A 19040-nucleotide genomic window follows, 5' to 3' on the forward strand; every position below is an offset into this window, starting at 1 on the left:
GTGTCCGGATTGTTGCATACTTCCCATTTGTTGTTTATTTAGGTATGTCGCAACTTATGCGGATTACAAGCGTTTAGGGAGTATGTCAATGATTAAACAAGATGGGGATGATGAAACGATGCAAGTCTGGAAAACTCTTCGTATCGTTGCTGCCGGAGCCTGCCTGCTGTCGGCGTCCGCTTGGCCGCTGCAGAGCGGAGCTGCGCTCGTTTCGGCTGCCGCCGTCTCCGATACGTCGCTTGCCGTCAAGCGGCAAATTGGCGATGATGTGGGCGATGTGCTCGCAACCGATATTCGCGCTTATGTCAATGGGCATTTGATCCGATCGATGAACATTGACGGCTATACGGCCGTTGTGGCGGAGGATCTCAGAGACTACGGCTTCGACGTCGTCTGGACGGCCGCCGACCGGAAGGTCACGATACTGAACAAGACGGCCAAGCCCGTGCAACCGCATGATGCAGCGGCGGAATCCGGCAAGCCGGTGGGCGCCAGGCTCGGGGATGTGCTGTATACGGATATCTCCGCTTATTACGGCGATACGCGGATTCCTTCGTACAACATCGGGGGACAGACGGCGATCCGGCTGAACGATCTGAACGCGCTCGGTACGGTGGATTGGGACCCGGTGAACAAAAAGATCGCCTTCAAGGCGGCGGCGCAAACGGCCGGGGAGGATAGTGCGGCGGAAGACAGTCCGGTTGTCGTCTACGAGCGAAAGGAAATTCGTGTGCAAGGCATCCATGTTCAAGATAAAACGGTGACTTATGAAGGGAAAACGGTCGGCAAGGTTGTGGAAGGCCAGCCGCATATCTCGCTAGCTTTTATGGGAGAGGCATTGGGTTACCGGCTGGAAGACAAGGAGCTTCTCGGCTGCGGCCAGGCGGCCGTATGCTTGACCAACGGCACGTACGGCTTCCGGGTATATCCGGATCAGCTCGAGATGAGTCCCGGGTATCCCTTGAGAGCGACGCTCGTCTGGATGGGCGGGGATGACCAAGGCGTGGATGTGAAAGCCTCTGCAGCCGATACGAAGCAGGATGTGCTGATCGAGGAGAGCGACCTGAAGAAGCTGTTCGGCTATGCCTCCACCTGGAATCCCGACACCAAGATGCTGGATATCCGGTATGCGGACTATGTCGCCGATGAATACGGCTTCCCGAAAACCTGGAACAATTATGTCCACCCTATACGGATCAAAGGATATATGAACGGTCAGACTTCCGTTATGCCAGGATTGAACATTCTGAGCATCGGCACCCGGATGCCAAGCACCGGGGCGGTTTCCTCCGCACTCGTCGGCGAGATCGGCACCAAATCGTACAAAGAAGCCCGCGGCTTGAGCGAGTATACTTACCAGACCGATCTGAGCTACGATACCGGCTGGGCCGCCAATGAAATCCGGATGACGGTCGGAGAGCGGATTTTGTTCGTTCGCCAGCTGGAGTATCTCCTCACGCCCGAGAGCATGGAGCCGGTGATCGGCTATCCCGAGCCTTTCTCAAGGGGAGAGATCAGCCGGATTTCCTTCGACCAGCCGACCGGCGGATACATCCGCACGGAGGATGCCAAGGTTCGCTTCAGCGGCAAGGCGTCGAAACGGGTCGGCAGCGCCTTGACTATCATCGTCGAGCATCAGGTGTACGGCGGCGGCTATGAGAAGGTAAAGCAGTTCGACGTGCCGTTCGACGGGGAGCGCTTCTCGTTCGAAGTTGAGCCTCAGAAAGACCCGCGCTATTTGACAAAGATTACCGTGCAAAGCACGCTGTCCTTCCCTCGCGGAACATCGGCAGTCGATGCGGCCAGGTTTTATATCGAAAAGCCGGCCAAGTAAGCCGCGGGCTGTATCGGCTTGGCGTATGGGGCATCAAGCTGCAAGGGAGCTTGCCGCGGAAGGTCCCGGACATGGTATAATGAGCGGGATGTCATCCATGGGCGATGAGCCGATCAGACGGGGAGGGTATTCGAAAATGGAATTGGGCTTGAGCGGCAAAAGAGCGCTTGTAACCGGAGGAAGCAAAGGAATCGGACTCGCGACGGCGTTGACTCTGGCGGCGGAAGGGGCCAAGATGGCTATCGTGGCCCGAAACCGCGAGACGCTGCGGGAGGCGGCGGCGCGTATCCTGGAGCAAACGGGGCAGGAGCCGATTTGGATCCCGGCGGACGTATCCGTGGAGGAAGAGGCCCGCCGGGCAGTAGCCGAAGCGGCCGAACGGCTGGGCGGTCTGGATATTCTCGTCAACAACGCCGGCACGTCGGCGGCGCGTCCCTTCGCAGAGGTGGAGAAGGACGCCTGGACGGCAGACCTGGACTTGAAGCTGTTCGGAGCCGTTCACTTCGCGCGCGCCGCGCTGCCGCATATGAAGCAGGCCGGAGGCGGGGCTATCGTTAATGTAACGGCGATCGGCGGGAAAACCCCGGGCGCCTCGTCGCTTCCGACCTCGGTCAGCCGGGCGGCGGGGCTCGCGCTGACGAAGGCGATGAGCAAGGATCTGGCGGCAGACCGCATCCGGGTGAATGCCGTTTGCATCGGGCTTATCCGCAGCGATCAGATTGAGCGGATGTGGAAGGCGAAGGCGCCGGAGCAGACGTGGGAGGAGTTTTCCCGCGATCCGAAGCATAACATACCGCTCGGAAGAATCGGCGAGGCGCAGGAGGCGGCCAATGTGATCGCCTTTCTTGTCTCGGGTGCCGCATCCTTCGTAACAGGCACCTCTGTCAATATTGACGGCGGAATTGCCGCGGTGCTGTAAGCCGGCTGCAGCGCTTTCCATGCAGAACCAAAGCACTTGCGGGATTTTCCGCCTCTGGATGAAACGGCGCGGTTGAATAAGGCAACGCGCCGCGCCGGCTTCATCCATCCCCCCTGAGCCTGACGGCCGTAGACGCCGTCAGGCTTTGTGTTGTTGTCCGGTCAATAGCGGGGAGAAGGGGGAGGATGGCCCCTATTCTCATAAGCTACCCCGGTTTTTTTTGGATTTTCTGACTCACAAGCAGCCGAAATCCAAAAAAAACCTGCGTTGACCGGACTATTATCGTCGATTATGATTATTTACAAGTTAGATATGAGTCATTTCAAGAAGGGATGGATGCGACGGCGAAATAAAACCAGCTTTTCCCGGAGTTGAAGGACGGTTTGCTTTATTTATGTTCAATCCGTTTGTAAGCGCTATCATTTATAGGCGAGCATGTTCCTCCGCAAGAAGGATGGTGTTGGGCTGGCTGAAGGCTTGTAGAACGTATCTTATTTTATTTTGAGGAATGAGGGATGTTTCGTGATCACTCTGCTAAGATCCAAAACGGTAAGCGTTTTGCTGTGTCTGCTCCTCATCGCTTCGCTGCTGCCGACGTTTGCGCCGGCTGCTGCAGCCGGTGATGCGGCAGCCGCCGGCGATACGCGGCTATTTTATGACAGCTTCGAGTACGGCAGCAATGTGGCGGTCCCCGTAGCCGCTCCGTCGCTCTGGACGCAGGACGGGGCGAACGGAAGTCTGGTCAGAACGATAACGAGCGGCATGCACAGCGGCTTGTACGGCGTCAAGCTCGATGCGACGGATGCGCTGACGCTGCATCTGGCTACGACCGGCTACGAGGATATTCAGTTCAGCTATTGGTATAAAGCGGGCAGCGTCACGGCCGGCGGCGTCCGTGTGGAATATTCCGTGGACGGCGGTAACGCTTGGACGGCGCTTGATCCGATCATGGCCAATCAAGGGACGTTCAAGCAGCGCTCCTATCAGTTGGCGGCTTCCGGACATGTCCCGGCCGGCAATCTCGATGAGCTGCAGATTCGCTTTCGGGTGGGCGGCGAGCAGACGCTGGCCGGTAACATCTACATCGACGATGTTGAGGTCAGAGGAAGAGCGTCCGCCGCTCCGCCGACCGACCCGCCGCTGCCTGATCCCGAAGGGCCGGAGCTGGAAATTTTCTCCGATTATTTCGATGATCCGGATAACTACGGCTCAACCGGGTCGGTCACGATTCCGTATCCCTGGAGTCAGGAAGGAGAAGGCCGCAGCGTCGCCAAAACCTCGGCGTCGGGCACAGCTCCTTCACTGCCGAACCTGGTGAAGATCGATTCGACCGATGCGCTTGCCCTATCGCTCAATTTGACCGGCTACGGCAATATCAAGCTGAGCTACTACACGCGGGCGTCCTCCTATATAAGCGGCAGCATCGTAACGGAGTGGTCGGACAACGGCGGGGCGGACTGGACGACGCTGGAGGAATACAAGCTGCCTCCGGGCACGGCCGAGCAGAAAAACAGCGAGCCCAACCGGCTCAAATCCTGGACCTTGGGCGCTTCGGCCAACAGCAACAAGCAGGTGAAGCTCCGCTTCCGGGTCGGCGATCCGATGCAAGCCAATATGTATATTGACAGCGTGGTCGTAACCGGGCAGGCGATTCCGGGCATACCGCCGGCAGCCTCGCCGCTTCCCGACCCTCCGACAGAGCCGGAGACGCCGCCATTCACGCCGCCGGCCGGGGTTAAGCTTCATGAGGACGTGCTGATCGGAACAGCTGGCTCTCGGCCGATCTATACGTCGATCGCCGTGCCGGAGACGCCGCCGGCCGAGCCCATGCCGGTTATCGTCTACATTCATGGCGGAGGCTGGAATCACGGCGACCGCAAGCAGGCGCTGGGCAGCATCAGCAACTATGTGGCCAAGCGTGGTTATATCGGCGTATCGCTGGATTACCGGCTGACGCCGGAAGCGCCTTACCCGGCGCAAATACAGGATGTAAAGCTGGCGATTCGCTTCCTGCGGGCGCATGCCGGCGAATATGGCATTGATCCGAGCCGGATCGGGGTATGGGGCTCGTCGGCCGGAGGGCATCTCGCGGCTTTGCTCGGCACAACCGGAGATTTAACGGCACAGGAGCAAGTAATGCTGGACAACGGACATCTGGTTGACGTACCCGATCTGGAGGGAAGCGGAGGCTGGCCCGAATATTCGACCCGGGTGCAGGCGGTAGCGGACTGGTACGGTCCGGCCGATTTTACGACGGCTTTCGCCGATCAGTACAGCTCGGTCACCGCTCTGCTCGGAGGCAAGCGCGCGCTGTCCGCGCCGGATGAAGCAAGACTGGCGATGCCTGGCACTTATGCGACGCCGGATGACGCGCCCATCTGGATCAGACACGGCGAGGCGGATTCGACGATTCCCTACGAGAATAGCGTAAAGCTGGCCAATCAGCTGATGGCAGCAGGCGTACCTGTCGTTGATTTCAAAACCGTGCCGGGTCAAGGACACGGGTTTACAGGAACCGCCTCAGAGGAGGCGAATGCCGAGGCTTGGGCTTTCCTGGACCAGCATGTCAAAAACAGGATCGTTACGACGCCGATTCTGTTCAAGCCGGGTTATCCGGGAGGAAACCCAGGCACGGAGCCTGGAAGCGGACAGCCGAAGCCCGGTCCGGAGTCTATGACGCTGCAGCCCGCAAGCGCTGTGATGACGACAGGCGAGACGAAAGCGCTGACGGCGACCATCGCTCCGGCAGACGCCGATCCGGCCACAGTCACGTGGATAACGTATGACAGCGCTGTCGCAACGGTCGTCCCCACGGGACCGCTGAGCGCTGCAGTGACGGGAGTCGGCGCGGGGATGACGAAGATCCGGGCGACGGTGGCGGATGCGGTATACGCGCATGTCTATGCGGAGAGCTGGATTACCGTGCAGCAGCCGACTTCTCCGGGCGAGATCATCGAGACGGAGATAGCCGCTCTGCCGCCAACGGATGACGCCGCCGTTGACAGCAGCAAGCCGGATACGAACTTCAATGCCGCTACCGGCTCCAGCAACGGCCTGTTCAGCGTCTCCTCGGGCAGCACAAACAAAAAGTATGTGTATTTCGGATACGATATCTCGTCCTTCAGCGACCCGAACCATAAGTATATATTCCAGGTCGGGGCCAAAAAAGGCTCCACCAACACCGATGTCGAGCTGTCCTTGTACGGGGTGACCGCCGACGGCTGGTCCGAGAACAGCCTGACCTGGAACAATGCGCCTGTGACGGTTCTGAGCCCGCTGACGCCGCTCGGGACATTTACGGTAACGGCGGACAAAGGCTCGAATCCCCAGGTCTACAGCGTGGATGTGACCGATTATGTCCGGGGACAGCTTGCCGGGGGCAAGGTCGCCTTCCTGTTGGGCGATGCGGCCGGCACAGGGGTTTCGCTGAACATTTATTCCAAGGAAGCCAATGGCACCAGCAATCCGCGTCCCGAGCTGATCGTCAAGAAGGTGACGGATTTGTCCGCGGATACGCAAGCGCCCGAGTGGCCGGCCGGAGCCGGGCTGAAGGCGGCGAATCTGGGCGAAGACTTCGTCCTGCTGCGCTGGCCGGCGGCTACGGACGATACGGCGGTGAAGCAGTACCGGATCTACCGCGACGGAGTCCTGCTTGATGTCGTGCCGGGGCATGCCGATTACTTGGCCGGCTCGCTGGAGCGCGGAACAGCCTATACGTTCAAGGTGGAAGCGGAGGACGAAGCAGGCCATGTGACTGCGACGCCGCTGACGCTTACCCGCACGACGCTTAGCGCTCCGATCGCCCCGATCCCGGTTGAAGGTGTGGTGGCGAGCAGCAGCGACGGCAATATCGAGATTCATACGATTGACAATAACAGCTATACCCGATGGTCGGCGGCCGGAGACGGTCAGTGGATTATGTACGATCTGGGCGGGAAGGTGCAAATCGGTTATGTCGGCATCGGCTTCTACAAGGGCGATGTCCGCTCGACCCTTATCGATATCGAAACCTCCGATGACGGCGTCCTCTGGACGAACCGCTTCAGCGGCTCCAGCAGCGGCAAGACGACGGAAATGCAGCCGTTCGATATACCCGATACGGAGGCGAGATATGTTCGTATCGTCGGTCACGGCAATTCTGACAATACGGCGTTTACGAGCTTGACGGATGTCCATATTTATCCGCCGTTTGCGAACGGAGATACGCCGGTGGCCGCGATCCCGTACACGGTGCCGGGACCGCCTCCGGGCGCTGTGCCGTTCACCAAGCCGGGACTGCGGAAGCCGGACGGTTCCTTGCATCCCGTGCATACGCCGCATCCGGTAACCGGCCGAACGCTTAACGCGCTGGACTATGGCGCCGATCCGGCCGATAACGGCCAGGACGACCGGCCGGCCATTCAAGCGGCGATCGACGCAGCCGTTTCCGGCGATGAGGTATATTTGCCGCCGGGCACGTACAATCTGCTGAGCTCGCCGGACGGGGTGATCAACCTGTCGCTGAGAAGCGGCGTCAATATCCGGGGCGCGGGCAAGGACGAGACGATACTGAAAACATCGCTGAACTTGATGAAAAACAGCACGGTGCTCAAAGCCGCCGGCCAGCATGATATCGTCATCTCGCATATGACGCTCACGTCCATGTGGAACGGAACTTATACAACCGAGCACAAGATCAATAACCCGGATGCCGGCGGTCCGGACAGCCTGATCGTCATCGGCAACTATGGCGACGAGCCATCGTACCGGATAACCGTCGAGGGCATTGCGGCCGAGAAATTCCGCCGGATGGCCGTTCGCATCGACAACAGCCGTGACATCGTTGTCCGGGGCAGTGTCTTCCGCAATGCGACGGACGTCGGTCCGGGCGGCTCAGGCTACGGCGTCTCGATCCAAGGGATCGCCAAGACGGACCGGTTAGGCTACGCCAACGATACGCTGTGGAACCTGGTGGAGGACTCCTCCTTCGAAGGCCCGTATTTGCGCCATGGCGCGCTGATCCAGTTCGTCGCGCATAACAATACGGTGCGCAACAACCGGTTCGACCGGCTTAAGCTCGATGCGATCGATCTGCATGGCGAGCTGGAATATTTGAATGAAATTTACGGCAATCTGGTGACCAATATTCTCACGGGTGGTGCCGTAGGCTTGGGCAACACGGGCGGGACTGCGCCAAGCAATCACAGCAAGTCCGGTCCCGGCAACTATATTCACGACAACATCATCCGCAATTCGCGGGAAGGCGTCGTAGTCACGATGGGGACGCCGGACACCTTGATCGAAAACAATGTGATCGAGCTGACGACGGATGTAGAGAAGGCATCGGGCATCAAGGTGCTCAACGGTCCTGGCACTGTCATCCGCGGCAACATGATACGGGGCAATACCGCACCCGGCTTCTGGGGCATCGTGCTGGAGCATGATAACGGAGATACGAATGCCAACTATATCGGCGCGGGCGATCCGGAGCGAGTGCGCATTGCCGGCAATATCATCACCGGCAATACGAACGGCATCGACCTGCGGGCAGGCAAGGACATCGTGCTGCGGGCGAATGTACTGGACAATACAGGCGTTAACTATGCGAAGGCGCCCGGCGTTACGGTAACGGAGGAGCAGGCGTCGGGCAACAATGAGCTGAGCGCTCTTGCGATAAGCGCAGGTACGCTGGAGCCGGCGTTTGAGCCGGGCAGACTGAGCTACAGCGCTCAGGTTCCTTATGAGACGGAAAGCGTAGAGATAACTCCAACTGCTGCCGACAGCCTTGCGGAGCTCTACATGGGCGGCGAGTGGACAGCCAGCGGACACGCTTGGCCATGGAGCCTGAACGTCGGGGATAATACGCTGCAGGTAACGGTGGTTGCGGAGAATCAAGCCGTCAACACCTATACCTTGTCTATCCGGCGGCTTGCCGAAGAGGAGCAGGGCGGTGGTTCGCCAGGCACGGAAGACCCGGACGACGATCCAAGCCCATCCCCGGAGGATGAGCAGACCGGTCCGGCCTCACCCGGGCAAGGCGGCGGGCTTAGCGGGGCCGGCTCCGCGGGCGGCACGGGCGGAACAGCACCGGGATGGGCCGATCTCGCCGCCGTCACCTCGGAGCAGCTGGAGCTGGCGATGCGTGAAGCATCCGGCGGCGTCGTGACGCTCCAGGCTGGCGGAGGAACGGAGGCCGGTGCTCCGGCGGCGGGAGTGAAGCTGACAGCCGAGCTGCTGCAGAAGCTCGCAGCCGATACGTCTGTCACATCCGTCCGCGTGACGAGTCAGGCCGGCAGCTACACGCTGCCGGCGGGCCAGCTGGCTGCGGAGCAGTGGGCCGCCCGCCTTGGCGTCCCGGCTGGCGAGCTTCAGCTGGAGGTGATCATCCGCCGCAACGAAGCGGCCCGCGTACAGGCTGCGGCGCCGGATACGACTGTGCTCGGGGCCGCGGACTTCGAAGTGCTCGTCACGGCTCCCGGCGGCAAGTCGATGAAGCTGGATGCCTTCAATCAATATGTGCCAAGATCCATCAGCCTTGGAGCGGCTCCGGCGGGAACCGGTCTGGCGGCGCTTCGCGCCGGGACGACCGCCGATGGGGCGCCCATCTATGAGCCTGTTCCGTTCACGGTCAGCGGGAACGAGGTTACGATCTACAGCCGGACGAACAGCACCTACCTGGTCGTGGACAGCAAGCTTAGCTTCTCCGATATTCGCGGCCACTGGGCGCAGCCGGATATTGAGAAGATGGCGGCCAGACGCATCGCGCTCGGCACTGCATCGGGGCAATTCGAGCCGGATGCGCCCGTCACCCGGGCCGAATTCGCCGCCCTGATCGTCCGCTCGCTCGGTCTGTCGGCATCTGCGCCCGGGCTGCAGGCCGGAGCCGTGCCGAACGACGTAGCGGAGGACGACTGGTTCGCCGGAGCGGTTCAAGCAGCCTCGGCCGCGGGGATTGTCAGCGGCTATGGAGACGGCAGCTTCCGCCCACAGCAGATCATCAGCCGCCAAGAGATGGCGGTTATGCTTGACCGGGCGCTCGGCTTTGCCGGACGCAATCCGGTTGACCCTTCGGCCCCTGCCTCCGCTGCGGTGTTTGCCGATGAGGATCGGCTGGCCGACTGGGCGCGCGAGGCGGTAAGCCGTCTGTCTGCCGCCGGGCTGGTGCAAGGCGAAGAGGGCGGGCTGTTCGCTCCCGAAGCGGCTGCGACCCGCGCGCAGAGCGCGGCCATCCTGCTGCGAATGAGCGGCCAGCTGACATTTGCCGGCTGAACGGACCGCCCGCGGCTTGCTACTAAAGAAGCGCCGCCCGCGCGAGTCGTGAGCATTCCTTTGTGATGGCGAGTGAAAAGCGAAAGAAGGACGGAAGAAGAATCGGAAGAAGAGCGAAAAAGGAATGACAGAAGAACGGAATGGGGCGGAAGGAGCGGAAAAGGAACGGAAAAAGGTGGGCCTGCAAATGTTAAAAAGGCCGTTACTCGACCGTATGTCAGCCGCCGTACGCCCATGGAACCTGGAGTCTTCCCGAAAGCGGAGGGCTCCAGGTTTTTTGAACCATTATAGGGTTTCCGGGTGGATAGTGTCTTCCGCCTCGTTTTTGTTTATGGAAAGCAGGATTGGGTTCGAAAACAGGGGTACGGAAGTTCTGTGCGCGGAACGGTTCGCTCGGGATCGGTTGTACCGTCTGTACCAGCCTGTACCTCCTGTACCAAAGGAGGCCGGTTGAACACGGCAACTTTCGGGGCTGAATGACCGTCTATTCAGTGAAAATCTGTAAACAAGCGGAGGGGATTAAGATGAGCTCACGGAGGATGAGCAAGCTTGTCGTGCTGGCGCTGGTGATCGGCTGCGTCATCCCGTTCATTCTTTACATAGGCTGGGTTCAGCTGATGAACGCGCCGCTTATTCCGGAATAAGAACCGGCGGTCATGCTCGTATCGCCGGTTTATTCCTGAATCCATAGGCCGAACTGTTGTCTGTACTGCTGGGGAGTCAAGCCGGTTTTGCCCTTGAACAGCCGGGTGAAATAATTGGCGTTATTTACCCCAAGCTGATCGGCAATCAGCGAGATCGGTTTGGCGGTGGATGCCAGCAGCTTTTTGGCTTGCTCGATCTTCAGCTGATGTACGAAAGGCAGCGGAGCCAGCCCGGTATGCTGGATGAATAATTTGCGCAGATGCGATTCGCTTAGCTCTGCCAGTTCCGCGAGCTCCGCCACTTCGGGCATCCTGTCCGGATGGGCGAGCAAATGGCGGACGACCGTATGGATACGCGGGTCCTTGAACCCTTGGATCGCCAACGCTTGCTCCGCGGGAAGCCGCTCGACCAGATGGAACAGGATGCGCAGCAGACCGGACTGCATCAGCAGTAAGAGGAAGGGTGAGGGATTTCCCGCGTTCGCCAGCATTTCGGCTGCTGCCAATCGGACGTCGGCTCCTCCCTGGGAGAAAACGACCGGCAGGTCGATGGCCTGCTCCCAGGAGCGGTCGCCCAGCCAAGTGACTTTGGCGTCAAAGTTAATGCTGATCAGCCGGATATCCGAAGAAATGGCGCGGCAGCCGATTGTTCCTTGGGCGGGAAGCACGCAAACATCTCCCGGCTGGCAGGAGTAGGAGGTCCCGTTGACGACAAGGGAGAAGGCCCCTTGCTCCACCAGCCAGAGCACGGAATGGCGAAGCACCCGGTCCCGTATATGCCAGCGATAGTCCAGCAGATGCTCGGTAATATGAAGGAAACGTACTTCTAACGTATCCAGCACCAACTGATAAGGATTCACGCCGCCACCGCCTGTTCTCGTATAAAAAAACTTCCCGCCTCGTCCCGCTCACTCTTCCGGAACTACGCCACGAATCGATTCATTCCGCTTCAGCGTATCCTCCCCGTGAACCAGAAATGTACGGATGCGGCTTGTGTCGCCTCCCCACTCGTCCATCAGAAACCGGACCTCCGGCGTCGTGTACCGAACGGAGAAAGCAACGCGCGGTATATTGGAGCTGTTGATCTCGGACCCGTGGAAGATGGCTTCATTAAAAAAAGCCATCTGTCCGGGAGACATTTCCAAGTCGATGGCTTGCGATTCATCCACCAGTTCCCCCGGCAGTCCCTCGCTGAACATGCTCTGGGCGTCTCCGGTCGAAATATGTTCGACGACGGACCGGTGGGTGCCGGGAATCACCCGCAAGCAGCCGTTCTCCCGGATCGACCATCCGAGGCTGACCCAGGCCGAAGCATTGATCGCAGGCTCCATCGGCCAGTAGTTGATATCTTGATGCCAGGGGATAAACTTGTCGTTGTTCGGCTCCTTGTACCAGAACTGCATCGCCCACAGCACCAGATCCTCGCCGAGAATCTGCCTCATCGCCCCGACGATGCTCGGGTGGGTAGCCAGCTCATAGGCCCAGCGGTGCCGGTGATGCCAGGCGGACAAGCTAATCCGGGCAGGCCCCGGCTCGAACCTGGATTGTCCGAGCGTATCGAAGAATAACCGGTAATAGTTGTCCGCCTCCTCCAGCGTCAGCCCCTGTACGGGCCCGCTGTAACCCTCCTCCTGAAATTGAGCGGCTGAAAACAAGCTTCCTTTCGTAATCATCCCTAGAACCTCCCTCAATGGTCATGCTCAGCGAAACGTTTGCTTGCTTATTCGCCGGTAAGACTATTGTATCGGAGCCTCGTTGCCGAAGTCAGAGTTGAAACCGATCATTTCTAGCACAAATCGCTTTTTTGAACCTGTGAAGCGCTTGAGAGGCCTTGCGGAACCGCTGGAAATACCCGGTATTCCTTGATAGTAGGATACCATACGGCATGAGGGAGCGGGAAGACGAATCAAGCGGGTTGTATAAGACAGATGGACAAACTAACAGTCGTTCGCTTAAAATTGGGATAACGGGTGTTAGTTAGTTGGATCGGGGAGGGAGTTTCAACAAAAATGGACAATTACATCGATTTGTCGAACAGACCGATTGTGAATGCGAATAAGCTCAAATTGCTGGAGATTGCGATTGACGCTTTTTCCCGTCATGGATTTAACGGGGTATCGATCCGGGATATGACCCGGGAGGCGGGGATTAAGGAAAGCTCGTTCTATAATCATTACGGCAGCAAGGAGGAGCTTCAGGACACGATCTTCGCCAACTTCCGGATCAGCATCGGACATATGATGCCGCCCCTCCATCAACTGGACCGCATCGTGGGGGCGATGACGCCCGAAGCGCTTATGCGTCACAGCTATATGAATCTGCGCAATCATCTGCGGAGCCCCAAGATGGAGGAGATCTGGCGCATTTTGCTGCTTGAACAGTTCCGCAACGCCGCCGCGCGCGATATTTACATGAACGAAGTCATGAAGAGGTCGATCGACTTCATGGAAGCCGCATTTGCAAAATATGCGGAGCGAGGAAGCATTCGTCCGCTGCCGCCGCGCACGCTAGCCGCCGGGTATCAATACCCGCTCTTCGGCATGGTTGCCGAGTTTTTGCTGCATCGCCTCGATCGGCTGAGTACAGCGGCTATCGAAGAACGGATGGAAAACCACGTTGCTTTGTATGCGCAGCTGATTGGATTGGAGAAGAAGACATCTTGACCAAGCTTGCCCTGCGCTGCGAAATAGCTGCAGGCGCCTGTTCCACCCCAAGGTTCGGGTTCCGCCGGCGCGTATACAGGTACGTACCTGCTTAGAGCTAGTGGTCTCCTGCAATCCGGATGACGTCGAATTTGACCAAGCGCAGGTAATACAAGTAGACGAGTCCGTAAGCGAAAATATAGGAAAGGAATGTCCAGCCCAGGTTCCAGCCGTTCCCGTACTCCAGCTTGCCTGCCAGAAAGCAGATATATTCCAGTGCGGTGGTAAGCAAGCTTATGCCGCCGATTTTCATCGAGACATGCCGGTTGTTTTTTCTGATCCACAAGATCAGGCAGTAGGCCATAACCGGATAGAAGCCCAGATCGAAGGGGAGGGCCGATAAAGTTTCATCGTTTTCGATCTCGGGAGTAAAATCCCAAACATTGAGATGGTAGCCGATATCGTTGATAAGTGCTGAAATCGTTGCTGCGAAGGGGCAGATCAGCCATACCATAGCGGGTGACTTTCTATACAGGAATAAGCCGACGATCCAAGGAACCAGAAAACCGATGATTAGATTGACGATCATAATGTCACCTCCGTCATCAGTATTCCCATATTTTAGAAGGAATAGCCCTCGCGAAAAAAAGTGTACATAACAAATATTATGTAAACTAGTTTATTCATTAAATTCAATCCCGCCCGATGTCGGCGTCCGGCGACGATATGGTTTCCGGTTTCAGGGGATACTCTTATCGCCGAACAGCTGCAGGCCGGTATTGTCCCCGGACAACGCAAGCTGTTTCCTGAGCTTGACAATTGCATCCGGCGGAACTAATATACCGAATAGTGCATCTCACATCATAGAGAAAAGTCAGGGGGTTCCCATGCCGAAAGAAGCAGGCTTGACAGCGAATAAAAAGTTGTCCTTATCCCAGATTTTGGCACAAACCGTCAAGACGGGGATTATCAAATCGAATTTGGTTACGATGTTTGCCGGCTTGACTTTGGCCTTATATACGTATGATCTCAGTCTGCTGGAAAAGCTGCCCGATATGCTGTACGCCCTGATCGGTTCCATCTTGGTCATGGGCGCGGCGGGCGCCTGGAATAACTTGTATGACCGTGACATCGACGCCATCATGCAGAGAACGAAAAACAGGCCGACGGTGACCGGCGACATATCGCCGAAAGCGGTATTTTGGCTTGGCTTGCTGATGTCCGTGTCGGGGATTGCCGTGCTTGCGCTGGCTACTCCGCTCGCGGCCTTGCTCGGATTTCTCGGATTGTTTTTCTACGTCGTTCCTTATACGATGTGGACCAAGAGAAGAACGATATACAACACCGAGGTCGGCAGCATCTCGGGAGCTATGCCGCCCTTGATCGGCTGGGCCGCGATGTATCCGGACGTTACGCATCCTGCGATACTTGGTCTCTTCGTCATTGCAGTCATTTGGCAGATGCCGCATTTCTATGCGATAGCTATTCGGAAGCATGATGAGTACAAGGCTGCGAATGTTCCTATGCTGCCGGTCGTCAAGGGCGTGCGGAGAACCTACATTCAGACGAATGTTTATTTGGTTCTGTTAGTGGCCATCAGCTTTTTGTTCTGGTCCTTGAGTCTCGGCCTTGTGCTGGTATCGCTTCTGCTCAGTCTCGCCTGGCTGTTCCTCAGCTTGTTCGGCTTCAGGTCGATGGACTCCGAGAAATGGGCCAAGTCCATGTTTATTTACTCGCTCGTCCATATGACGGTCCTGTTTTCCACTGTTATCATTTATTCGTTAATGGGCGTTTTATTTTTGAAGCCTTGATGCTCGGGAACAGCGACAGGCCAGAGCCATAACCTCATAATTCTGCCTTTCATAAAAAGAGGGTGTCCGCCGCATGGGGACAGCCTCTTTTCGTTTGTCATGTTTGCGCCAGCATGCTATGACAAATATCTACTACGGGGGCAAACGTCCAAACCAGTTTGCAACCCTTTACATACTTTATCTCGAGGAGAGGCAGGACAGGAGGGAGCTGTGTGCCGGATGTAGGTGTGGTGATGCCTGTCTATATTCAGCGTGCGGACTATCTGGCTGCAGCCGTCCAGTCGATACGGAATCAAACTTATGAACAGTACCGTTTGGTCATCGTCATCGACGGAGCTCCGGACATGGAGCGTTTGTGCCGGGAGCTTGCCGGGGACGATCCGCGCGTGGAATTTATTGTAAACGAGTCGAACCTGGGCGTGGCGAAGACGCTGAATCGAGGCTTCAAGCCGCTCTTGGAGGACCCGGATATCCGCTACGTGACCTGGGCTTCCAGCGATAACTTCTATGCCCCGGACTTTATCCGGGTTCTGCGGCATGCGCTGGTCAAAGGACCGGATTCGCTTGGACTTGTGTACAGCTCCTACCGATCTATCGACGGTCGGGGAGAAGTCGCCCATACGGAGCAGGAATTCGCCTGCCAGAGACTGTTTCAAGGCCAGCCGAAGGAAGCTTTGCTGCAGGGCAACACCATCGGCGCCTCTTTCATGTACAAAGCTTGTTATGCGAGACAGCTCGACGGTTACCGCATGGAGCCGGTGGAGGACTATGACTATTGGCTGCGGTTGACGGAGCTGTGCGAAACCCGGTTTATCCCGGTTGATCTGGCGGATTACCGGTCATTGTCGGATCACAGCATATCTTCAACACTGAGGTCGGCAGAGAAGAGGCGGGGATGGCGGTACGCCTTTCATCTGGCGCGGCATGAAGCAAGAACGAGAAGGGGGATCCCTGCCCAGGTCGCTTTCCTGTTTGTTCTGACAGAGGCAAGCGAAGCTCCGGCAAACCGTCTGGAAAAAGTGTACGACCAGCAATACAGCAATTATCGGGTATACGCGCTTGACCATACTGAGGATTTCCGTTATGGGAAAGAGCTGGCGGAGATTAAGCATCCGACCTTCGAGGCGCGCTGGTTCCCGCATGTCCCGGTGAAAGCTGCCCTGCTCGCCACCTTGCGTCATATCCGCTCGCCATACACGATGCTGCTCGGCCCTGAAACATTTGTCAGCACGCTGGATCTGTCTGTGCTCGTGCAGCAGATGGACAGGGCGGACGCGGTTGCGGTTGCGAGCTATTACACGGCAGACAGGCTTGTCAGCTATCGGCAGACCTATGATGACAGCCGGCCTCATGCCCATGAGCTGTTTCGTACGGATGCTTTCGTAAGGCTGCTCGGAAAGTGGGATGAAGAGTAAAGGTGGGGAGCCCCGTGAAAATTTTATTTACCTTCTATAATCCAAGCGGGGGGATGGAGACGCTGAATCGAATTCGCTGCGAAATTCTTCAATCCCAAGGGATCGAGTGCCAGCTGCTGTACCGATATTCGGATGAAGGGATAAAAAATATCCGGAAAACCCGAACGCATATTACGAACTGTCCCGAAGAAATAGCGAGGATTATCCGTGCGGAACGCTTCGATGTTATCGTCGTCTGCACCGACGTGATGCTCGTTCAGACCATCCGGGCATCCGGTTATGACAAGACTCTTATTTATGAGGTGCATGGTCTTGGAACCCCGGAGGCGGCTGCAGCGATAGTCGATCAAGCAGTTCCGATCGTATCCCGCTGCGCGTCTGGCTTGCTGTATCCGAAGACCTCGCACTTGGTTAAGCTGATGACCGGCGGATTTCCTCAGCTGCGCCATTATTGCTTCGATAATCCGCTCGATACGGAAAACTTCGGATATGAAGCATATCCGGCGCGCAGCGCGCCTGTCCTGGCCTGGGTCGGACGGCTTCAGTCCAATAAAAATTGGGAGGAGCTTCTGGAGATCGGAGCGCGGCTGCTGCAGACGGTTCCCGGTTTGTCGCTGTGGATGTTCGGAGACGACAGCTTGACGGAAGGCGATCAGCAGGAACGATTCAAGGTCAGGCTCTTTGAGCTGGGGATACAGAAGCGGGTTGTTTTATATCCGAACGTGCCCCACGTCAATATGGCCGACTACTTGTCCATCGTTGGCGATTCGGGAGGGTTTCTTTGCTCAACTTCCTTGGCAGAAGGGTTCGGATATGCGGTTGCCGAGGCTCTGCTATGCCGGTGTCCGGTCCTGACCACGGATTCGGATGGGGTGCGGAGCTTTATCGTGGACGGGCAAACCGGCTTGTTTTACCCGCGCGGGGATGTGGACCGCGCCGTCTTCCAAGCTACGCGGCTGCTGTATAATCATGACCTCAGGCGCCGTCTTCGCAGCCGGGGGGAGCGGTACATTCGCACCCGGTTCACCCCCAGGCGGTTCGTCCGCAAATTTACGGCGATGCTTCGGGACTTGGATATCTCACGCAGCTAAGAGGCTGTGGCTTGGATAACCCGGCAATGTTCGCCCTGTTCTGATGGCGATCGAGTCATTTTTCACGGCGTGCGGGAAGGATTTCGTCTGTCTGTGTCGAATTCAAGATGTTGATCTTATTTTCAAACGCAGAGGAGAGGAGCTTCTTGTTTCGTTACAAAATCGGAAGCGCAGTGGTCAGTGTATGCCTCCTGCTAGGCACGGCCGATGCTGCAAGCGGGCAAGCGGCCTCCCCCAAGGAGAGCGGCGGCAAAGCGACAGTCAAGATTAGCGCCGCTCAGACGGACAAAGCCTATGCCCACAGTACGGTAGACCGGCTGAACGTCCGCACATCGCCCAAGCTTACGGCAGCGGTCATCCAGCAGATCGGCAAGAGCGGGAGCTACGAAATTTTGGCCGAGCAGAAGGAATGGCTGAAGATTCGGCTGACGGACCAGACGGCCGGCTGGGTGTTCCACGAATACGTCGAGAGGACAAAAGCTGCGCCCAAGACCGCTGCTGCCAAGTCGGACTCCAAGCCTGCTGTCAAACAGCCGGAGCCAACGCCGGCCAAGCAAACCGTCGTCAAGATTATCGATCGAACCAACCTGCGCAAGGGACCGGGCACCGATCAGGAGATTGTAGGCAAGGGCATGCCGGGCGAGACTTACCCGATCGTAGCCAAGGAGGGAGACTGGTATCAGATCCGGCTTGGGGCTAAAGCGACCGCTTATGTCGCCTCCTGGGTCGTAGAAACCGATATCGCGGGCCGCTCGGCTAACGAGGATTCAAGCGCCAACAAGCAAGTATACATATATCATACGCATAACCGTGAATCCTGGAAAAATGTAGCCAGTCAAACGAAGGGCGCCTCCGTAGACGATCGGAACGTCAACATTACGCTGGTCGGCAAGCAAGTAGGCGCGGAGCTTCAGCGCAGGGGCATTTCCGCCCTGGCGGCTCAAGATGATTTTGCCGAGAGGCTGGCGGAGAAAAAGCTTGGCTACGCCCATTCCTATGCCGAATCGCGCAAAGCGGTACAAGCGGCGGCGAAAGCGAACCCGTCCCTGGGGTATTTTTTCGATATTCACCGGGATGGCGAAGTTCCGAAAGCGCAGACCACCGTTACGCTGAACGGCAAAACCTATGCTCGCCTCCTGTTCGTCATAGGGACGGGACATGCCAACTATAAGCAAAACAAAAAGCTCGCCGAAGCGTTGAACAGCCGTCTGGAGAAGAAATACCCGGGCTTGTCGCGCGGCGTGCTGTTGAAGGACGCCGAGCATGGAGACGGCGAGTACAATCAGTCCCTCTCTCCGGGAAGCCTCCTGCTGGAATTCGGGAGCGCGAACAATACGCTGCAGGAAAGCTTGAGAACGGCGGAAGCTTTCGCCGAAGTGTTCGCCGATTATTATGAGGCGAACAACAAATAACTGCCGGGGACGACGCAGGCCGTC

Annotated in this window: 11 protein-coding genes; 8 read left to right on the forward strand and 3 right to left on the reverse strand. The window is 57.6% G+C overall.

The genetic code is table 11. The annotated features are described in order from the left end of the window. Nucleotides 1-88 precede the first annotated feature (88 nt). The 3 genes from BLR08_RS10405 to BLR08_RS31640 all read left to right on the forward strand — a co-directional run bounded on the left by BLR08_RS10405 (nucleotide 89) and on the right by BLR08_RS31640 (nucleotide 10001). Nucleotides 89-1834: a hypothetical protein gene (locus BLR08_RS10405; protein WP_072329125.1), complete on the forward strand. Its 1746-nt coding sequence runs from the start codon at nucleotides 89-91 to the stop codon at nucleotides 1832-1834. Between the two features lie 136 nt (nucleotides 1835-1970). Then, nucleotides 1971-2753 carry an SDR family NAD(P)-dependent oxidoreductase gene (locus tag BLR08_RS10410; protein ID WP_072329240.1) on the forward strand — a complete coding sequence of 261 codons (783 nt, stop codon included), beginning with the start codon at nucleotides 1971-1973 and terminating at the stop codon, nucleotides 2751-2753. A gap of 522 nt (nucleotides 2754-3275) precedes the next feature. Next, nucleotides 3276-10001: an S-layer homology domain-containing protein gene (locus tag BLR08_RS31640; RefSeq protein ID WP_256257493.1), complete on the forward strand. Its 6726-nt coding sequence runs from the start codon at nucleotides 3276-3278 to the stop codon at nucleotides 9999-10001. Nucleotides 10002-10674: 673 nt separating this feature from the next. Here BLR08_RS31640 and BLR08_RS10440 read toward each other — a convergent pair. Both BLR08_RS10440 and BLR08_RS10445 read right to left on the reverse strand, forming a co-directional pair. Further along, complete coding sequence (locus tag BLR08_RS10440) at nucleotides 10675-11505, reverse strand: helix-turn-helix domain-containing protein (RefSeq protein WP_072329127.1); 831 nt, start codon at nucleotides 11503-11505, stop codon at nucleotides 10675-10677. Nucleotides 11506-11553: 48 nt separating this feature from the next. After that, nucleotides 11554-12318, reverse strand: coding sequence for a phytanoyl-CoA dioxygenase family protein (locus BLR08_RS10445; protein ID WP_072329128.1), 765 nt, complete (start codon nucleotides 12316-12318; stop codon nucleotides 11554-11556). Nucleotides 12319-12654: 336 nt separating this feature from the next. Here BLR08_RS10445 and BLR08_RS10450 point away from each other — a divergent pair, with 336 nt between their 5' ends. Then, complete coding sequence (locus BLR08_RS10450; RefSeq protein WP_072329129.1) at nucleotides 12655-13308, forward strand: TetR/AcrR family transcriptional regulator; 654 nt, start codon at nucleotides 12655-12657, stop codon at nucleotides 13306-13308. A gap of 97 nt (nucleotides 13309-13405) precedes the next feature. On the opposite strand, the gene BLR08_RS10455 is transcribed toward BLR08_RS10450, so the two are convergent. Continuing rightward, entirely contained in the window at nucleotides 13406-13876 is a 471-nt protein-coding gene (locus BLR08_RS10455; protein WP_072329130.1) for a CBO0543 family protein, read from the reverse strand. A 298-nt stretch (nucleotides 13877-14174) separates the two neighbouring features. Here BLR08_RS10455 and cyoE point away from each other — a divergent pair, with 298 nt between their 5' ends. From cyoE to spoIIP, 4 genes are all read left to right on the forward strand, one after another. Then, nucleotides 14175-15098: a heme o synthase gene (cyoE, locus tag BLR08_RS10460; RefSeq protein WP_072329131.1), complete on the forward strand. Its 924-nt coding sequence runs from the start codon at nucleotides 14175-14177 to the stop codon at nucleotides 15096-15098. A gap of 212 nt (nucleotides 15099-15310) precedes the next feature. Next, nucleotides 15311-16513 (forward strand): glycosyltransferase family 2 protein, encoded by a 1203-nt coding sequence (locus BLR08_RS10465; protein WP_072329132.1) that lies wholly within the window; start codon nucleotides 15311-15313, stop codon nucleotides 16511-16513. A gap of 14 nt (nucleotides 16514-16527) precedes the next feature. After that, nucleotides 16528-17604 carry a glycosyltransferase family 4 protein gene (locus tag BLR08_RS10470; RefSeq protein ID WP_083536846.1) on the forward strand — a complete coding sequence of 359 codons (1077 nt, stop codon included), beginning with the start codon at nucleotides 16528-16530 and terminating at the stop codon, nucleotides 17602-17604. A gap of 146 nt (nucleotides 17605-17750) precedes the next feature. Continuing rightward, the gene (gene spoIIP, locus BLR08_RS10475) at nucleotides 17751-19016 is read left to right on the forward strand and encodes a stage II sporulation protein P (RefSeq protein WP_072329133.1); all 1266 of its coding nucleotides are present in this window, start codon (nucleotides 17751-17753) and stop codon (nucleotides 19014-19016) included. The last annotated feature ends 24 nt before the right edge of the window (nucleotides 19017-19040 follow it).

The organism is Paenibacillus sp. cl123 (genome assembly GCF_900101595.1).
Classification (GTDB): domain Bacteria; phylum Bacillota; class Bacilli; order Paenibacillales; family NBRC-103111; genus Paenibacillus_G.

Coding starts and splice junctions, on each gene's coding strand:
- BLR08_RS10445 (WP_072329128.1), bottom strand. CDS start 12,318: ATGATTACGAAAGGAAGCTTGTTTTCAGCCGCTCAATTTCAGGAGGAG.
- cyoE (WP_072329131.1), top strand. CDS start 14,175: ATGCCGAAAGAAGCAGGCTTGACAGCGAATAAAAAGTTGTCCTTATCC.
- BLR08_RS10450 (WP_072329129.1), top strand. CDS start 12,655: ATGGACAATTACATCGATTTGTCGAACAGACCGATTGTGAATGCGAAT.
- BLR08_RS10455 (WP_072329130.1), bottom strand. CDS start 13,876: ATGATCGTCAATCTAATCATCGGTTTTCTGGTTCCTTGGATCGTCGGC.
- BLR08_RS10410 (WP_072329240.1), top strand. CDS start 1,971: ATGGAATTGGGCTTGAGCGGCAAAAGAGCGCTTGTAACCGGAGGAAGC.
- BLR08_RS10405 (WP_072329125.1), top strand. CDS start 89: ATGATTAAACAAGATGGGGATGATGAAACGATGCAAGTCTGGAAAACT.